This is a genomic window from Cryobacterium arcticum (genome assembly GCF_001679725.1).
In the GTDB taxonomy this organism is placed as follows: domain Bacteria; phylum Actinomycetota; class Actinomycetes; order Actinomycetales; family Microbacteriaceae; genus Cryobacterium; species Cryobacterium arcticum_A.
This window is the reverse complement of the sequence record NZ_CP016282.1, coordinates 3,856,511-3,871,684: the sequence shown is the minus strand read 5'-3', so window position 1 is coordinate 3,871,684 and position 15,174 is coordinate 3,856,511. Positions and strand designations below refer to the sequence as shown.

At 67.9% G+C, this 15,174-nt stretch carries 14 protein-coding genes; 5 read left to right on the top strand and 9 right to left on the bottom strand.

What is annotated here, in order from left to right; genetic code table 11:
• Positions 1-320: 320 nt before the first annotated feature.
• From PA27867_RS17590 to PA27867_RS17560, 7 genes are all read right to left on the bottom strand, one after another.
• Positions 321-1,232: an ABC transporter permease gene (locus PA27867_RS17590; protein ID WP_066598353.1), complete on the bottom strand. Its 912-nt coding sequence runs from the start codon at positions 1,230-1,232 to the stop codon at positions 321-323.
• A complete protein-coding gene (locus PA27867_RS17585; RefSeq protein ID WP_167550865.1) occupies positions 1,232-2,272 on the bottom strand; it encodes an ABC transporter permease in 1,041 nt (346 codons plus the stop codon). The genes PA27867_RS17590 and PA27867_RS17585 overlap by 1 nt, the downstream gene beginning before the upstream one ends.
• The gene (locus tag PA27867_RS17580; RefSeq protein WP_066598352.1) at positions 2,265-3,083 is read right to left on the bottom strand and encodes an ABC transporter ATP-binding protein; all 819 of its coding nucleotides are present in this window, start codon (positions 3,081-3,083) and stop codon (positions 2,265-2,267) included. The genes PA27867_RS17585 and PA27867_RS17580 overlap by 8 nt, the downstream gene beginning before the upstream one ends.
• The gene (locus PA27867_RS17575) at positions 3,080-3,952 is read right to left on the bottom strand and encodes an ABC transporter ATP-binding protein (protein ID WP_066598351.1); all 873 of its coding nucleotides are present in this window, start codon (positions 3,950-3,952) and stop codon (positions 3,080-3,082) included. The genes PA27867_RS17580 and PA27867_RS17575 overlap by 4 nt, the downstream gene beginning before the upstream one ends.
• 50 nt (positions 3,953-4,002) lie before the next feature.
• Complete coding sequence (locus PA27867_RS17570; protein WP_066598350.1) at positions 4,003-5,640, bottom strand: ABC transporter substrate-binding protein; 1,638 nt, start codon at positions 5,638-5,640, stop codon at positions 4,003-4,005.
• Positions 5,641-5,863: 223 nt separating this feature from the next.
• Positions 5,864-6,502 (bottom strand): UTRA domain-containing protein, encoded by a 639-nt coding sequence (locus PA27867_RS17565; protein WP_066598349.1) that lies wholly within the window; start codon positions 6,500-6,502, stop codon positions 5,864-5,866.
• Positions 6,499-7,380 (bottom strand): GntR family transcriptional regulator, encoded by an 882-nt coding sequence (locus PA27867_RS17560; protein ID WP_157109281.1) that lies wholly within the window; start codon positions 7,378-7,380, stop codon positions 6,499-6,501. The genes PA27867_RS17565 and PA27867_RS17560 overlap by 4 nt, the downstream gene beginning before the upstream one ends.
• Before the next feature lie 262 nt (positions 7,381-7,642).
• Between PA27867_RS17560 and PA27867_RS17555 the strand changes: the two genes are divergently transcribed.
• A complete protein-coding gene (locus tag PA27867_RS17555; RefSeq protein ID WP_066598347.1) occupies positions 7,643-8,935 on the top strand; it encodes an NtaA/DmoA family FMN-dependent monooxygenase in 1,293 nt (430 codons plus the stop codon).
• A 12-nt stretch (positions 8,936-8,947) separates the two neighbouring features.
• Positions 8,948-10,231, top strand: a complete 1,284-nt coding sequence (locus PA27867_RS17550; protein ID WP_066598346.1) for an NtaA/DmoA family FMN-dependent monooxygenase — start codon at positions 8,948-8,950, stop codon at positions 10,229-10,231.
• An 843-nt stretch (positions 10,232-11,074) separates the two neighbouring features.
• On the opposite strand, the gene PA27867_RS17545 is transcribed toward PA27867_RS17550, so the two are convergent.
• On the bottom strand, positions 11,075-11,713 hold the full coding sequence (locus tag PA27867_RS17545) for a polysaccharide deacetylase family protein (RefSeq protein WP_066598345.1): 639 nt from the start codon (positions 11,711-11,713) through the stop codon (positions 11,075-11,077).
• Positions 11,714-11,844: 131 nt separating this feature from the next.
• Between PA27867_RS17545 and PA27867_RS17540 the strand changes: the two genes are divergently transcribed.
• From PA27867_RS17540 to PA27867_RS17530, 3 genes are all read left to right on the top strand, one after another.
• Positions 11,845-13,152 carry an NtaA/DmoA family FMN-dependent monooxygenase gene (locus PA27867_RS17540; RefSeq protein WP_066598344.1) on the top strand — a complete coding sequence of 436 codons (1,308 nt, stop codon included), beginning with the start codon at positions 11,845-11,847 and terminating at the stop codon, positions 13,150-13,152.
• A gap of 129 nt (positions 13,153-13,281) precedes the next feature.
• Positions 13,282-13,938 (top strand): hypothetical protein, encoded by a 657-nt coding sequence (locus PA27867_RS17535; RefSeq protein ID WP_066598343.1) that lies wholly within the window; start codon positions 13,282-13,284, stop codon positions 13,936-13,938.
• Between the two features lie 167 nt (positions 13,939-14,105).
• Entirely contained in the window at positions 14,106-14,483 is a 378-nt protein-coding gene (locus PA27867_RS17530) for a cupin domain-containing protein (protein WP_066598342.1), read from the top strand.
• A gap of 100 nt (positions 14,484-14,583) precedes the next feature.
• On the opposite strand, the gene PA27867_RS17525 is transcribed toward PA27867_RS17530, so the two are convergent.
• The gene (locus PA27867_RS17525; RefSeq protein ID WP_066598341.1) at positions 14,584-15,084 is read right to left on the bottom strand and encodes a glutathione peroxidase; all 501 of its coding nucleotides are present in this window, start codon (positions 15,082-15,084) and stop codon (positions 14,584-14,586) included.
• Positions 15,085-15,174 lie beyond the last annotated feature (90 nt).

The window sequence follows — 15,174 nt, the reverse complement described above, 5'->3', positions numbered from 1 at the left end:
GGCCGTCTCGTGGTCGCACCATCTCGGTGGTCGAGCTTGTCGAGACCTCGTAAGTCGCCCAGGCCGCGCAGGTCGTCCGGTTCCGTCGCCTGGTTTCGACAGGCTCAACCAGCGTGTGGGGTGCGTCTTGCGGGCCGTCTCGTGGTCGCACCATCTCGGTGGTCGAGCTTGTCGAAACCTCGTAGGTCGCCCAGGCCGCGCAGGTCGTCCGGTTCCGTCGGCTGGTTTCGACAGGCTCAACCAGCGTGCGGGTGCGTTTTTCGGGTTGGTCGCCTGGTTTCGACAGGCTCAAACCAGCGTGTTGGGTGCGCGGGACGGGGTCAGTGACCCCCGGCGGAGGCGCCCTCGGGACGGCCGAAGAGGGCGTGGGAGGCGTTGGCGAAGGCCCACACCGTGATCATCAGGGCCGCGGCCGGGAAGGCGGCCGGCCACCAGCGTCCGGAGAGCGCGTCGTTCGTGGCGGAGGAGAGCATCGAACCCCACTCCGGGGTGGGCGGCTGCAGGCCCACTCCCACGAAGCCGAGCGCCGCGGTGAGCAGCATGCTCGCGGCGAAGAGGAACGACATGTTCTCCAGCGCCACCCAGACCGAGTTGGGCATCACGTGCCGCAGCATCAGCTGCAGCTCGGTCTGACCGCTCATGCGGGCCGCGTCGAGGTAGGCCTCCTTGCGCACCCGCAGCACCTCGATGCGCACGAGCCGCATCTGCACCGGGGCGAGGATGATGGCGGTTCCCACGGCCAGGGAGGTGATCGAGGCGCCGAAGAAGGTGACGATCACCAAGCCGATCAGGATGCCCGGAATCGCCTGCAGCAGGTCGAACAGCCGGGTGGTGCCGCGGGCGGCCAGGCCGCCGACGCTCCGCTCGGACTCCAGGCTGCCGATGACGACACCGAACACCACGCCGATCGCGGTGCACAGCACGGTGGCCGCGAACGCGATCGACAGGTTGTAGCGGGCGGCCGCCACCGTGCGGGCGAAGATGTCGAGGCTGGCGCTGTCGGTGCCGAACCAGTGGGTGCCGTTGGGCGCAGTGGACGCCGGACCGCTGGTCTGGATCGGGTCGAACGCCGTGAGCGGCGGGACGAAGATCGCGATGGCCACGATGATCAGCGCTGGCAGCAGCAGCGAGATGCGCACCTTGCGGCGGGGCAGCTTCGCGGCGTAGCGGCGGCGTTCGGCGCGGATATCCGCCACCGAGCGCGGTGCGGTGCGGGGGGCCAGTGCGGTCATCAGTTGCTCCCAACTGCACCCGGACGGCGCCGGGGGTCGATGATCATGACGGTGAGGTCGACGAGCATGTACACGATCAGGGTGATGGCGGCGATCACGAGCAGGAAGCCCTGGATCGCGGGGTAGTCCGTGGTGATGACGGCCTTCACCGCGAGCGACCCAACCCCGGCGAAGCCAAAGAGGGACTCGATCACGATGGTGCCGCCGACGAGGTAACCGAACATCTGCCCGACCAGCGTCACCACGGCGGGCGCGGCCCGGCGGTAGATGCTCAGGGTCGTCGCGGTACGGCCGCTGCCGGTCGTGATGCGGAACGACGTGGCCGGATCGCTGATGGCGCCCTGCAGCCCGGAGACCAGGAGCTTGATCACGACGGCCGACTGCGCGATCACCATGACGATCAGCGGCAGAACGAGGTGCTGGGCCATCGAGAAGGTGCCCACCCAGTAGCCCTGGATGATGGTGTCCAGGAACGGGAAACCGGTGATCCGGGTCTGTTGCGGCAGCCCGGTGTCGAGTCGGCCCAGCGGCGCGGGCGCCCAGTGCAGTACAGCGTAGAACACGAACAGCGCCACGATCGCGAGCACGAATTCGGGCAGGGCACCGGCGGCCCGCGAGTAGACCAGAACGGCCTTGGCGAGGATGTTGCGGGGGTGGAACACGGCCAGGTGCGAGAGCAGCACGCTCACGATGATCGTGAGCAGGAGCCCCTGCACGGCCAGTTCGAGGGTGCCGGGCAGCCGGTCCATCAGGCTGACGATGACGGGTTCGCCGGTGGAGATGGACTGACCGAGGTTGAGCTGGGCGAGGTTGGCCACGTAGTTGCCGAGCTGCTGCCAGACGGTGCCGTCCAGGCCGAGGCTCTTCTGCATGGCCAGGTAGGCCTCGTCGGTGTAGTTGGCGCCGAGCACCCCGATCACGGGGTCGCCGGGCACCATCCGCAGCAGCAGGAAGGTGATGATCGTGAAGACCAGGAGGTGCACGGGAAGCATCAGCAGGCGGGTGAACCACCAACGCTGGCGAGCCAGGAATTCAGGCAACGTGGGTCTCCTTTTCGGGGTACTGGTGCGCATCCGCGTCGCCGGTGTTGTGATAACCGGCGAGAAGCTTCTTGGTGTAGTCGTGCGCCGGGTTGGTGACGACCTCGCGGGTGGGGCCGTTCTCCACGATCCCGCCCTGGTACATGACCATGAGCTCCTGCGAGATGAACGCGGTGGCGGGCAGGCCGTGCGAGATGAAGATGATTCCGGCCGCGCGGGTGCGGCTGAAGGTCTTCAGAAAGTTCAAGATGCCGCCCTGCACCGACACGTCCAGCGCGGAGACGACCTCGTCGCAGACGAGGATGCGCGGCTCGACGATGAGGGCCCTGGCGATCGCGAAGCGCTGGCGTTGTCCGCCGGAGACGCTGCCGGCGGCCCGGTCGGCCATGGCCGGCGCGAGGCCCAGCTGCAGCAGCACCTCGTCGGTCTTCTCGTAGGCGTCGCGGCGGTTCAGACCGCCGAGGTTCATCGCCGGGTACATGATCGACTCCCGCAGCGAGTGCCGCGGGTCGAACGACGAGGTGGTGTCCTGCCCGATCAGCTGCACCTCGCGGCGGAACTCCTCGAGCCGGGGGCGGGACCGGCGGATGTCGGCGAGTTCTTCGCCGTTGAACCGGATGGACCCGGAGGTGGGGTTCTCCAGCCCGCAGAGCATGCGGCCCAGGGTGGACTTGCCCGACCCGGACTCGCCGATGATGCCGACGGCCTGGGTGTTGGAGAAGCGCGTGGAGACCCGGTCGACGGCCACATGGCCGTGCTTGGACCCGAACCTCTTGACGACGTTCTCAAGCACGAATTCGGCGGTGTTCATGAGGTCGCCTCCCGGGCGGACTGGGCTGACGGACCGTTCATGAACGAGTCCAGGGTGGGCAGTTCGTCGTCGTCGAGGTGCTCGAAGGAGGGCACACAGGCCAGCAGGCCCTGGGCGTAAGGGTGCACCACGGTCTGGGCGAGGGTCGCGGAGGCGCCGCGGTCGACGATGGCACCGTGGTACATCACCAGGGTACGGTCGGAGAATTCGGTGCACATCGCGATGTCGTGACTCACGATGAGCAGCGCCGTGTCGAGCTCGCTGCTCAGGCTGGTGAGCAGCTGCATCGACAGGCGCGACAGCGACGCGTCGAGCGCGCTGGTGGGTTCGTCGGCGATGAGCAGCCGGGGCGAGCCGGCCAGGGCGAGCGCGAGCATCACCCGCTGCCGCATGCCGCCGGAGAGTTCGTAGGGCCGGGCCGCCATGACCCGGTCGGTGTCGGCCAGGCCGACCCTGTCGAGCCAGTCCCTGGCGCGGGCGCGGGCGGCCTTCTTCGACATCCGTTCGGTGTTGCGGAGGATCGCGAGCAACTGCTCTTCGACCGTCCAGACCACGTCGAGCGAGGTGCTGGCGTCCTGGAACATCATGGTGACGCCGGGGACCCGGCTGGGCAGGACCGCCCCGACGTTGCGTTCGATGGGGGCACCATCAAAACGCAACACCGTGGCGGTCACGCCGATCGCCGGGTCGGTGAGCAGACCGGCCACCCCGCGGGCCAGGGTGGACTTGCCCGACCCCGACTCGCCGACCAGGGCGACGATCTCGCCCTGGCCGATCGTGAAACTCACGTCATCCACGGCATTGGTGTCCTGACCGGGGTAATGGATGGTCAGGCCTGCGACCTCGAGGAGGGGTGCGGTGCTGCTCATGGTGATCGTGCCTTTCGTGGTGCGGACGAGGTCGGCCGGGAGTGCCCGGGTCAGTCCTTGGTCATGACCGACAGGTCGACCGCGTGGTCGGTCCGCCAGGTCCAGCCCGTGAGGGTCGAGGCCACCGCGGAGTCGGAGCCGGTCTGGCCGAGGAAGATGTGCGGCACCTCCTCGGTGAGCCAGTACTTCTCGGCGGCGTTCCAGGCCTTGCCGCCCTCGTCAGAGAGCGGGTCGGCGACGGCGTCACCGGCGGCGACGAGGGCCTGGAAGGTGGGGCTGTCCCACTGGGCGTAGTTGGACGAGGAGCCCGGGGTGGTGAGCAGCTGCAGCTGGTACGACGGGGTGAGCGAGATGGCCTCACCGTTGCCGATGGTGGCCTGCACCTGTCCGCCGGCCGCCTTCTCCTGCATCTGCGTGGCCGGCAGGGCCTCCACTGTCACGTCGAAGCCGGCCGCCAGGGCGGAGCTCTTGATCGACACGGCGAGGTCGGAGATGGACTGGTTCTCGTTGCTGACGCTGATGGTCACCGGGACAGTGTCGGTGTACCCGGCCGCCTCGAGCGCTGCTTTGCTGGCCTCGGGGTCGTACTCCCAGTCGGGGAGTCCCTCGCCGTCGTAGCCGGGCGCATCCGTGGAGAGCATGGTGTTCTTCTTCACGGCGCGGCCCTGATAGACCTCGCTCATGATCTGGTCGTAGTCGATGGCGCTGGTGAAGGCCTTGCGCACGGCCAGGTCGTCGAACGGGGCGAGCTTGGTGTTCAGCGAGAACACCAGGTAGCCGTTGCGGGGCTTGGACGGTACGAGGACCGCGTCATCCGTCTCGAGGGAGTTCAGGTCGGCGGCCAACAGGCCCAGCGCCACATCCGCGTCGCCGTTCTTGAGCGCTTGCGCGCGGTTGCCGGCGTCCGGCACGACCCGCTGGATGATCTTGGTGATCTCCGGGGTTCCGAGCGCGTAGTTCTCGTTGGCCACGAGCACCATCTCGGAGCCCGGGTCGACGCTCTCGACCGTGTAGGCGCCGAAACCGAAGTCGTAGCGGCCCGAGGTGAACTCGGTGGCCCACGGGTCCTCGTCGGTCGCGTTCTCCTTGAGGTAGGTGGAGTCGTAGATGTCGCCGGTGATGTCGGCCATGGTCGAGAGCAGCGTGAAGCCGTAGGCGGGCTTCTCCACGGTGACCGTGACGGTGTACTTGTCGGTGGCGACGAATTGGTCGGCGGAGACGATCGCCGGCGCGGTGACGTAGGGAACGATGCTGGTGGGGGCGCCGAACTTGCGCTGGTACGACCAGACGACGTCCTCGGAGGTGAGCTCGTTGCCCATCTCGCTCATGATGCCCTCGCGCAGGTTGAACGTGTAGGTGAGGCCGTCCTCGCTCACCGTGTAGTCCTTGGCGAGCACACCCTCGAAGTTGTACAGGTCCTGTTCGGTTGTGCCGGCCTGCTCGCTGTCGATGTAGGGCTTGCGGATCAGGGTGGCGTTCAGCGCGAGTGAGGTGTCGAAGTACGAGGCGGTGATGGCGTAGCTGGTGTCGAAGGAGAGCTGGGTGGAGAGCTCGGGGACGACGACCACGACGGTGCCGCCTGACGCCCCTTCGGTGGAGGGGGCGAGGTTGCTGCAGCCGGTGGCCAGGAGGCCAACCGACAGCGCCACGGCGGTGGCCGAGAGGAGGCGTTTACGGAAAGAGGACACTGCGTACTCCGATGCGGTAGATGCGGTCACGCCTGCTGTGCGTGCCCGCTGAGGGAAGGAGAGTGTAAGTGGAAGGGGCCCTTGGGGCGCTTCCTGGTGAACTCGAGTGGGTGGTTCGAGCGGCTGCCTGCTCTTAGTGTGAGTGGGGGGTGTTACCGGTGACCGACTTAAACGTTTCCTCTTGATTTCGCTGCCCCGGCGTAAGCGGAACGTGGCGCGCGGCTCACTCCAGCGTCACGCGGTCGGCGCGGAAGTGCGTGAAACTGAGCTCCCGCACCCAGCCGTGCTCGTCGGTGAGCAGCATCTGGCGCAGGATCATGGGCGCCCCGACGCTCACCCGCATGGCCGTTGCTGTGCGCCGGTCGCTCCGCACGGCCTCGACGCTCACATCGTTGGAGAGCAGGTCGACGCCGAAGTGCAACCGGAACGACTCCTCCGTGGTCATCGTCGCCCCGGCCTGTGACGGGGTGCGTAGGCGTCGGGCGGTCGCCTCGAAATCGCCCACCAGGTGGTAGCTCACCCGCACGAAGAGCGGCTGGTCGCCGATGCTGCCCAGCTGCTCGAGCATCGACACCGCGAATTCGTCGGTGTGCATGAGCGCCTTGATGAGGGGAGAGGGGGCGACGAGGGCGTGCTCGACCAGGCGCATCCGCACGATCTCGGCGTCGGGCTGGTCGATGCTGCCGCCGCGCCGCTCCGGATGCTGGTCGAGGGCGATGCGGTGCACGGTGTTGCCCGGCACCATCAGGGGTGCCGCGTCCCGCCAGCCCTCCAACATGGTCTGGGCGTTCTGCGCGATCAGCTGCGGCTGTTTCGGCATGCCGTCGCCCGTCCCGGCGTCCCAGCCCAGCGCGGCGCTCATGCGGCGCCCCGCTCGTAGACGCGTCGGCTGGTGAGGGTGGCGCGGTCGCCCCGGTAGTGGGTGAAGCTGAACTCGCGGGCCACATTGTGGATGTCGTAGTTCACCTGTTGGCGCAGCAGCAGCGGTGAGCCCTCCTCCACACCGAGCAGCTTGGCCAGGTGCTCGTCGGCGCCGACCACTTCCACCCGGCTGCGGCAGTGCCCGAACGGCACCTCGAACAGGAGCTCGAAGACCCCCTCCATCTCGATACCGGCTGCGGTCCGGTCCCCGCCCGGTGCGCCGGGGGCGGCATCCGTGCCGGCAGCCGTGTCGGTGATGGCGGCCACGGCGGCGTTGCAGGAGGCGATGCGGGCGAAATACTCGTCGGCGTCGGAGACCAGCGGGGAGACCCCTGAGCGCACGTAGACGGGCTCGCCGTCGAAGATCGCCATCTGCTCGTAGCTCACGATGCGCTCCACCCGGGTGTCCAGAAGCTCGGCGATCAGCGGCGGTGTGGTGAGCACGGCCGACTCGAGGTCGAGCACGATCATGCCGTGCGTGGCGGTGCTCGGGTTCACATCGAACGAGCGCGGCAGCACCCGGTCCACCGGGAAGTCGATGATCTGTTTGGTGAGGATGGTGCCCCGGCGCGGACCCCGGGTGATCAGGCCGTCGGCGGCGAGCATGGCCAACGCCACGCGCACCGAGTTGCGGCTGGCGCCGAACTCCTGCGAGATGGTGAGCTCGCGAAACTGGGTGTCCGGATGCGTCAGGCCGGCCCGGATGCTCGCCCGCAGCTGCTCGTAGGTGCGCCGGGAGGAGGTGTGCAGAGTCGGTTGGGACAGGAGTCGCTGCCGCTGGAATTCAACCGCTCGAAGCTCGTTGTGGGTGAAAGACATCAGGACCACCTGTCGGATTCGGGGAAGAAACCTCAGAATACGGGCCCCCTTGTAGTGGGCACCACGGATCGATGATGGCGTAACGAGCGCGAAACCAGACTCTCGATTCTTCGTAATAGTGGGGCGGCCAGACCCGCCGCGGGAGCGTAATGCGCGGGAAACACGGTCAGCGATCGCGCGAAATACGCCGCGCTTCTACTGGTCTACATCGCGCATAACCGCACGGCGCAACACCCTCACCTCAGGCAGAAAGTGGTACGGCATGTTTCACATGGGATGGTTCATGGGCACCGGCTTCGGCGTCTACAACTGGAATCAGCGTTGGTCGGGCAACGTCAGCCAGGACGTCGGCAACCCCCAGCTGTTCGTCGACATGGCGACGTCGCTGGAGCGGGCCGGCTTCAGCTACATGATGCTGGAGGACTCCTCGGTGCTGCCCAATGTGCACCGGGGCACCTTCGAGTCGTCGGTGAAGAACGGCGGCACCATCCGGTTCGACCCCGTGCCGCTGATCCCGTTCCTCACAGCCGCCACCAAGCACATCGGTATCGTCGCGACGATCTCCACGTCGTTCTACCACCCGTTCATGGCGGCCCGGCTGTTCTCCACCCTCGACCACGTCACCAACGGACGCGTGGGCATGAACCTGGTCACCTCGAGCAACAAGTCGGCCATGCAGAACTACGGCCTGAAGGACCTCATCCCGCACGACGAGCGCTACGCCCGTGCCAACGAGTGGGTCGACGTCGTGAAGGCGCTGTGGGACTCGTGGGACGAGGACGCCGTGCTGATGGACGAGGTCAACGGTGTCTTCGCCGACCACACCAAGGTGCACACCGTCGACTTCGAGGGCAAGTACTACCGCTCCCGCGGGCCGCTCAACACCATCCCGGGTCCGCAGCGACACCCGGTGATCTGCCAGGCCGGCGGGTCGGATGTGGGCCGTGAGTTCGGTGCCCGCAACGCCGACACCATCATCGCCGCCGTCAAGGGCGTCGAGGAGATGAAGGCCTACCGCGACGACGTCTCGGAGCGCATGATCGCGCTGGGCCGCGACCCCAAAGACGTCAAGGTGCTGTTCCTGATCAGCCCGGTGCTGGCCGACTCCAAGGCAGAGGCCGAGGAGAAGAACGCCGCGATGCTCAAGGCATCCGCAGCCAACATCGACGCGCAGGTGGCCGGCTTCTCCTACTTCACCAGCACCGACTGGTCCAAGTACGACTACGACGCGCCGTTCCCGGACCTGTCGAAGAACGAGGGCCACCAGAGCACCATGAACGATTTCGCCCGCTCGGGCGCCACCATCCGTGAGGCCGTGACCAACCACCGCACGCAGGAATCGGTGCCGCTGATCGGCACGCCGGAGTCGATTGCCGAGGAGATGGGTGAGTACATGGAGTACGCCGGAGGCGACGGGTTCCTGATCGCCAAGCCGGTCACCCGGCAGAACATCACCGAGATCGCCGACGGCCTCGCGCCGGCGCTGCGTAAGCGGGGCCTGATCCGCCCGTCATACGAGCACTCCACCTTCCGCGACAACCTTCTCGCCTACTAGGAGGGCGCCGCCATGTTCCATCTCGGCTGGTTCCTCAGCTTCTCCACGCAGGCCTGGCATGCGCCGCACTCCGACCGCGGCGGGTTGTTCCCCAACACCGATGTGTACGTCGACTTCGCCCGGGCGCTCGAGCGGGCCGGCTTCGACTACCTGATGATCGAAGACGGCTCCTTCATCCCGGATGCCTACGGCTCGTCGATGGAGCACTCGCTGCGCACCGGGTTCGCCTCGCCCAAGCACGACCCGATGGCGCTGGTGCCGCTGCTGGCGGCCTCCACCGAGAAGATCGGCCTCATCGCCACGATGACGACGTCGTTCTACCCGCCGTTCCTCGCCGCCCGGCTGATGACCACCCTCGACCACCTCTCCGGCGGCCGGGTGGGCTTCAACCTGGTGACGGCGCACAACGACCGCACCGCGCAGAACTACGGCATGGACAAGCACTGGGACCACTCCGAGCGCTACGCCATCGCCACCGACTGGGCCCAGGCCGTGACGGCGTTGCTCACCTCGTGGGACGAGGACGCCGTGGTCGACGATGTGGCGGCGGGAATTTACGCCGACCACACCAAGATCCACCAGACCGACTACGAGGGCAGCTACTTCTCCAGCCGTGGCCCGCTCAACGTGCCGCCGGGTCCGCAGCGGATCCCGGTGATCTGCCAGGCCGGCGGCTCGCCGGTGGGCCGGGTCTTCGCGTCCCGGTTCGCCGACACCATCGTGGCTCCGAGCGGCTCGATCGAGTGGATGAAGCAGTACCGCACCGACATCCGTGCGGGCCTCGTCGACGCCGGTCGTGACCCGGATGCCGTCAAGGTGCTCTTCCTCACCGACTTCATCATCGGCGACACCCACGAGGATGCGCTGGAGCTGCAGCGCCGCCGGCACGCGGCCATGGTCGCCGACATCGAGGGCCGGCTGGCCTACATGTCGTTCGCCAGCGGCATCGACTTCTCCACCTTCGACCTGGATGCGCCGGTGCCGCCGGTCTCCACGAACGCGGCGAAGACCACCACAGCGCAGATGTTCGCCGGCCGGGAGCACCAGACCCTGCGGGAGATCGCGAGCACCATCATCCCGTCGCTGGAGATCGTGGGGTCTCCCGCCACCGCCGCCGACCAGATGGAGGCCGTGATGGCCGAGGTGGGCGGCGACGGGTTCCTCGTGAACAGCCCGGTCACCCCGCGCGCCGTCGCCGACATCGCCGGCGACCTGGCCCCGGAGCTGCGCCGCCGCGGCCTGATCCGCTCCGAGTACTCGGCCGACACCCTGCGCGGCAACCTCACCGCCTACTGACCCGGAAAGTCCGACATGTCCCACCTGGCTGGTTCGTGACCCGGTCTGCGTTCGTTCCCATCTCGTCGGTCGAGCTCGTCGAGACCCCGTGACGTGTGTGTGGGCGTGTGTGTCGCTGCCGCGGCATCCGTAGGTCGTCTCGCCGGTTCTCGACAGGCTCGACCAGCGGTGTGGTTGTGCCGGTCTTGTCGGTCGAGACCTCGTGACGTGGTCTGCGGTCGTTCCCGTCTCGTCGGTCGAGCTTGTCGAGACCTCGTGAGGTGCGTGTGTGTCGCTGCCGCGGCATCCGTAGGTCGTCTCGCGGGGTCTCGACGGGCTCGACCAGCGGTGTGGTTGCGCCGGTCTTGTCGGTCGAGACCTCGTGACGTGGTCTGCGGTCGTTCCCGTCTCGTCGGTCGAGCTTGTCGAGACCCCGTGAGGTGCGTGTGTGTCGCTGCTGCGGCATCCGTAGGTCGTCTCGCCGGGTCTCGACAGGCTCGACCAGCGGTGTGGTTGTGCCGGTCTTGTCGGTCGAGACCTCGTGACGTGGTCTGCGGTCGTCCCCGTCTCGTTGGTCGAGCTTGTCGAGACCCCGTGAGGGGCGTGTGTGTCGCTGCTGCGGCATCCGTAGGTCGTCTCGCCGGGTCTCGACAGGCTCGACCAGCGGTGTGGTTGTGCCGGTCTTGTCGGTCGAGACCTCGTGACGTGGTCTGCGGTCGTCCCCGTCTCGTTGGTCGAGCTTGTCGAGACCCCGTGAGGGGCGTGTGTGTCGCTGCCGCGGCATCCGTGGGTCGTCTCGCCGGGTCTCGACGGGCTCGACCAGCGAAAGGGCTCGACCGGCGGAGGGGGTGCGTCGCGCGCTGGTCAGGCGGCGAAGACGTCGCGCAGGGTCACCGGGGTGAGGCCCGCCGTCGTGATGGCATCCATCAGCGCGGGCAGGGCATCCTGCACGGCGTCGAAGTTCACGTGCCCGATCACGATGGCGCCGGCCCGGAACTCCCGGCCGGCCGACTCGATGAGCTCCTCCGCCGTGCGGTCGGGCCCCTCGGTGAGCAGGCCGCTCCACATGGCCTGCACCGAGTAGCCGGCCCGCTCGGCCACGGCATCCGTGCGCTCGTCGCGGGAGCCGTTCGGCGGCCGGAAGTAAGGCTTGGTACTGACGCCGTAGTGCTCGAGGAAGAACTCCTCGTTCAGCGTGAGTTCCTCGATGATCTCCTCGTCGGTGAGGGTGGTGAGCTCCCGGTGCGACCAGGTGTGGTTGCCCACCTGCACCTGGCCCGAGGCCACGAGCGGCCGCCACAGTGCCGCGTGCTCCGCCCAGCCCGGGTAGCTGCCGCAGGGGAACAGGGTCATGCGCACCCCCGTCGCCGCGGCGAACAGCGCCAGCCGGCGGATCGACTCGGCGTTGGTGCCGTCGTCGATGGTCCACGCCACCGTGCGGGCGGCCGGATCGAAGGAGTACAGGTTGGTGGTGTGTGGGCGGGGCGCGCCGGTGTCTGTCATGACCGACACGTTAGGCGGCCCCTGTTTCGACGGATCGAAGGTGTGTTGCCCCCGTATTGCGCCACCCATGCGTAATCACGCAGGTGCCTCGAGGCCACCCCGGTGAAATGCGCCGTTCCTAGCCTCTGGGCATGGCAAACAAATTCCACCTAGGCTGGTTCCTCAACTTCTCCTCCCCGTCCTGGCTCGGCCAGTTCGACGGCAACAACGACGAGAGCTGGATCGACGGTGAGTTCTACGTCGACATCGTGAAGATGATGGAGCGCGGCAAGTTCGACTTCGTCATGTTCGAGGACTCGCTCATGGTGTCCGATGTGCACGGCGGCTCGATGGCGACCGACCTGAAGTACAACATGTACGCCCCCAAGCAGGACCCGCTGCCGCTGATGGCCAAGCTGGGCGAGCACACCAAGCACATCGGCCTGATCGCCACGGCCTCCACGAGCTTCTACCCGCCGTTCATCACCGCACGGATGTACGCCACCCTCGACAACCTCACGCACGGGCGAATCGGCTGGAACGTGGTGACCTCCAGCGAGGACCGCGCCGCCCAGAACTTCGGCCTCGACCTGCACTACGAGCACGACGAACGTTACGAGATGGCCGACGAGTACGTGGAGGTCGTCAAGGGCCTGTGGAACTCGTGGGACCCGGGCGCCTTGGTGCGCGACCGCGAGACCGGCGTCTTCGCCGATCACACCAAGGTTCACCCGATCGACCACGACGGGAAGTACTACAAGGTGCGCGGCCCGCTCAACATGATGCCCGGCCCGCAGGGCCAGCCCACCCTGTGCCAGGCCGGTGGCAGCCCCCGCGGCCGTGCGTTCGCGGCCAAGCACGCCAACACCATCATCTGCTCCGCCACCGGGGTGTCAGAGATGAAGGCCTACCGGGACGACATCCGTGCCCGCATGGTGGAGGCCGGCCGCAACCCCGACGACTGCAAGGTGCTCTTTGTGGTGAGCCCGGTGCTCGACGAGACCGACGAACTCGCCCAGGCCAAGGCCGCCCGCCGGGCCGTGATGACCCCCGAGGGCATGGACGTGGCCCTCGCCCATCTGAGCGCGTTGACCAACGTGGACTTCACCCAGTTCGACCTGGATGCGCCGGTGCCCGAGATCACCACCAACGGCCACCGCACCACCCTCGAGGCGTTCCTCCGCAAGGGCGGCGACGCCGGCACCAAGACCCTGCGCGAGCTCGCCTCGATGCCGAGCCTGAACGCGGTGCCGTTCGTGGGCACCCCGGCCACCGTGGCGCAGCAGATGCAGGATGCCATGGAGCAGGTCGGCGGCGACGGCTTCCTGATCTCCGGTGCGCTCAGCCGCCAGGCCGTGGCCGAGATCGTGGACGGCCTGGTGCCCGAACTGCAGCGCCGCGGCCTGGCCCGCACCGAATACACGCACGCCACCCTCAAGGACAACCTACTGGCCTTCTAAGGCGCGGCCTGCCGCCACGGAGCGAACGGGGGCCAGCGCCCTCCGCCGCATCTCGGCTAGCCTCGGCAGCAAACGATGGGGGCTCGGATGACCGGCAGTGGCAGTGGCAGCGCGCGAAAAAGACTGATCGTGACCGGGGCGATCACCCTGGCCGTGGCGGTGGGCGCGGCGTTCGCCGTGCCACCGCTGCTGGCCGAGGCCGAAGACACCCCGGCGGCGGCGGCCGCGACGGCGACCCCGGTGATCTCGGCCACGCCGATCCCCGAGCCGACCCGCGCGCCGGTCGACTGGGACGCGCTGACCGAGGAAGAGGAGGAGGCTCTTTTCGCCGGCCAAGGTCCCAGAGGGAGCGCGATGGCGCTCGTGCAGGAGGCCTACCCCGACGACTTCGCCTACGGCTATATGACCGACGACGGATTCGGGGTGGGCTTCAAGTTCGACGCCCCGGCGGAGGCGCTCGCCACCCTCGACGCTGTCGGCGACCCCTACGACCTGCACGAGAACGTCGGCTTCACCGAGACCGACATCCAGCCGCAGGTCAGCCGGGTGTCCGCCCTGGTGCAGAAGGCCGTGCCCGAGGGCCAGACGTTCAGCGTGAGCGCGAACCCGTTCACCGTGACGGTAGAGGTCGAGCTCTACCCGGAGACCGCAGACGGCGGCGAGCACCCGGCACTCAGCAAGGCCGCCCTCACGGCGTTGACCGACGCGATCCGGCCCGGGCTCTACCCCGGCTTCGACATCGAGATCGCCACGGGCACCGGCCGGATCATCCCCCTCGCCGGGTAGCGCTCGCCGGGGAGGACGACCTCGCCGGCGCGGCCGGAACCGGTCCCGCCGGGGGCCTTTCCCCACGCATCCGCCGGGATTACGCTGGCTCGGTCAGAGGCCGGCAGCGTCACGGTGGGCCGCGCCTCCGGCCCCTCACCAGGCCCGCCAGAGTTGGGGAGGACACCATGTCCACCATCACGCACACCCTGCAGGTCAAGTCGCACGACAAGCCGGACGAGCGCCGCGCGCCCGAGAAGACCCTGCTGGAGCTCAACCACCTGGGCGAGTACTCGATCGGCCGCATGACCATGCAGCCGGGCTGGACCTGGGCGGATGACATCAAGCCGGTGGTGAACACCGACTCCTGTCAGCTGCTGCACGTGGGCTACTGCGTTTCCGGGGCGTTGGAGACGATGCTCGACGACGGCACGACGGCCACCATCAGCAGCGGGGACTCCTACGTGATCCCGCCCGGGCACAACGCCCGGGTGCTCGGCGACGAACCGTACGTCGCCATCGAGGTGCACAGCGCGGCCGACTACGGGGTGCCGAGCAGCAGCTGAGCGCCAACTGGTGCCCGATCGGACTTCTGCGCCCGGTGTGCCGGGTGCAGATGTCCGTTGGGGGGAGCAGCCAGGCCGGGAACGGCGGACCGGGCGCGGGTTACGCGGCCGGTTTCAGCTCGGCCAGGCCGGACTCGATCGCGGCGATGACCTCGGGGGAGTCGGGGAGGGTGGTCGGGCGGAAGCGGTGCACGTCACCCGAGGGCGAGATCACGAACTTCTCGAAGTTCCACTTCACCTTGCCGGCCTTGCCCGCGCCATCCGGCGTCTGGGTCAGCTCGGCGTAGAGCGGATGCTGCGAGCCGCCGTTCACCTTCGTCTTCTCCATCAGCGGGAAGGTCACGCCGTAGGTGGTGGAGCAGAACGCCTCGATCTTCTCGGCGCTGCCGGTCTCACCGAGGCCGAACTGGTTACACGGGAAGCCGAGGACGGTGAAGCCCTGGTCGGCGTAGGTGCGCTGCAACTGCTCGAGGGTCTCGTACTGCGGGGTGAGGCCGCAACGGGAGGCCACGTTGACGACGAGCACCACCTTGTCGGCGTACGCGGCCAGCGACGTGGTGGAGCCGTCGGCGGCGGTGAGCGGGATCTCGCGAATGTTCATGCCCACAGAGTACTTCGAAATTGAAGCAGATGACCCGGTCCGCATCCAACTCCCAGCCTTGCCCATGCTGAACAGATAGCGGATGCCGGG

Bases quoted from the DNA above. Each gene is read 5' to 3' on its own strand.
- PA27867_RS17590 (WP_066598353.1), bottom strand. From the start codon at position 1,232: ATGACCGCACTGGCCCCCCGCACCGCACCGCGCTCGGTGGCGGATATC.
- PA27867_RS17580 (WP_066598352.1), bottom strand. From the start codon at position 3,083: ATGAACACCGCCGAATTCGTGCTTGAGAACGTCGTCAAGAGGTTCGGG.
- PA27867_RS17575 (WP_066598351.1), bottom strand. From the start codon at position 3,952: ATGAGCAGCACCGCACCCCTCCTCGAGGTCGCAGGCCTGACCATCCAT.
- PA27867_RS17565 (WP_066598349.1), bottom strand. From the start codon at position 6,502: ATGAGCGCCGCGCTGGGCTGGGACGCCGGGACGGGCGACGGCATGCCG.
- PA27867_RS17560 (WP_157109281.1), bottom strand. From the start codon at position 7,380: ATGTCTTTCACCCACAACGAGCTTCGAGCGGTTGAATTCCAGCGGCAG.
- PA27867_RS17555 (WP_066598347.1), top strand. From the start codon at position 7,643: ATGTTTCACATGGGATGGTTCATGGGCACCGGCTTCGGCGTCTACAAC.
- PA27867_RS17550 (WP_066598346.1), top strand. From the start codon at position 8,948: ATGTTCCATCTCGGCTGGTTCCTCAGCTTCTCCACGCAGGCCTGGCAT.
- PA27867_RS17545 (WP_066598345.1), bottom strand. From the start codon at position 11,713: ATGACAGACACCGGCGCGCCCCGCCCACACACCACCAACCTGTACTCC.
- PA27867_RS17540 (WP_066598344.1), top strand. From the start codon at position 11,845: ATGGCAAACAAATTCCACCTAGGCTGGTTCCTCAACTTCTCCTCCCCG.
- PA27867_RS17530 (WP_066598342.1), top strand. From the start codon at position 14,106: ATGTCCACCATCACGCACACCCTGCAGGTCAAGTCGCACGACAAGCCG.
- PA27867_RS17525 (WP_066598341.1), bottom strand. From the start codon at position 15,084: ATGAACATTCGCGAGATCCCGCTCACCGCCGCCGACGGCTCCACCACG.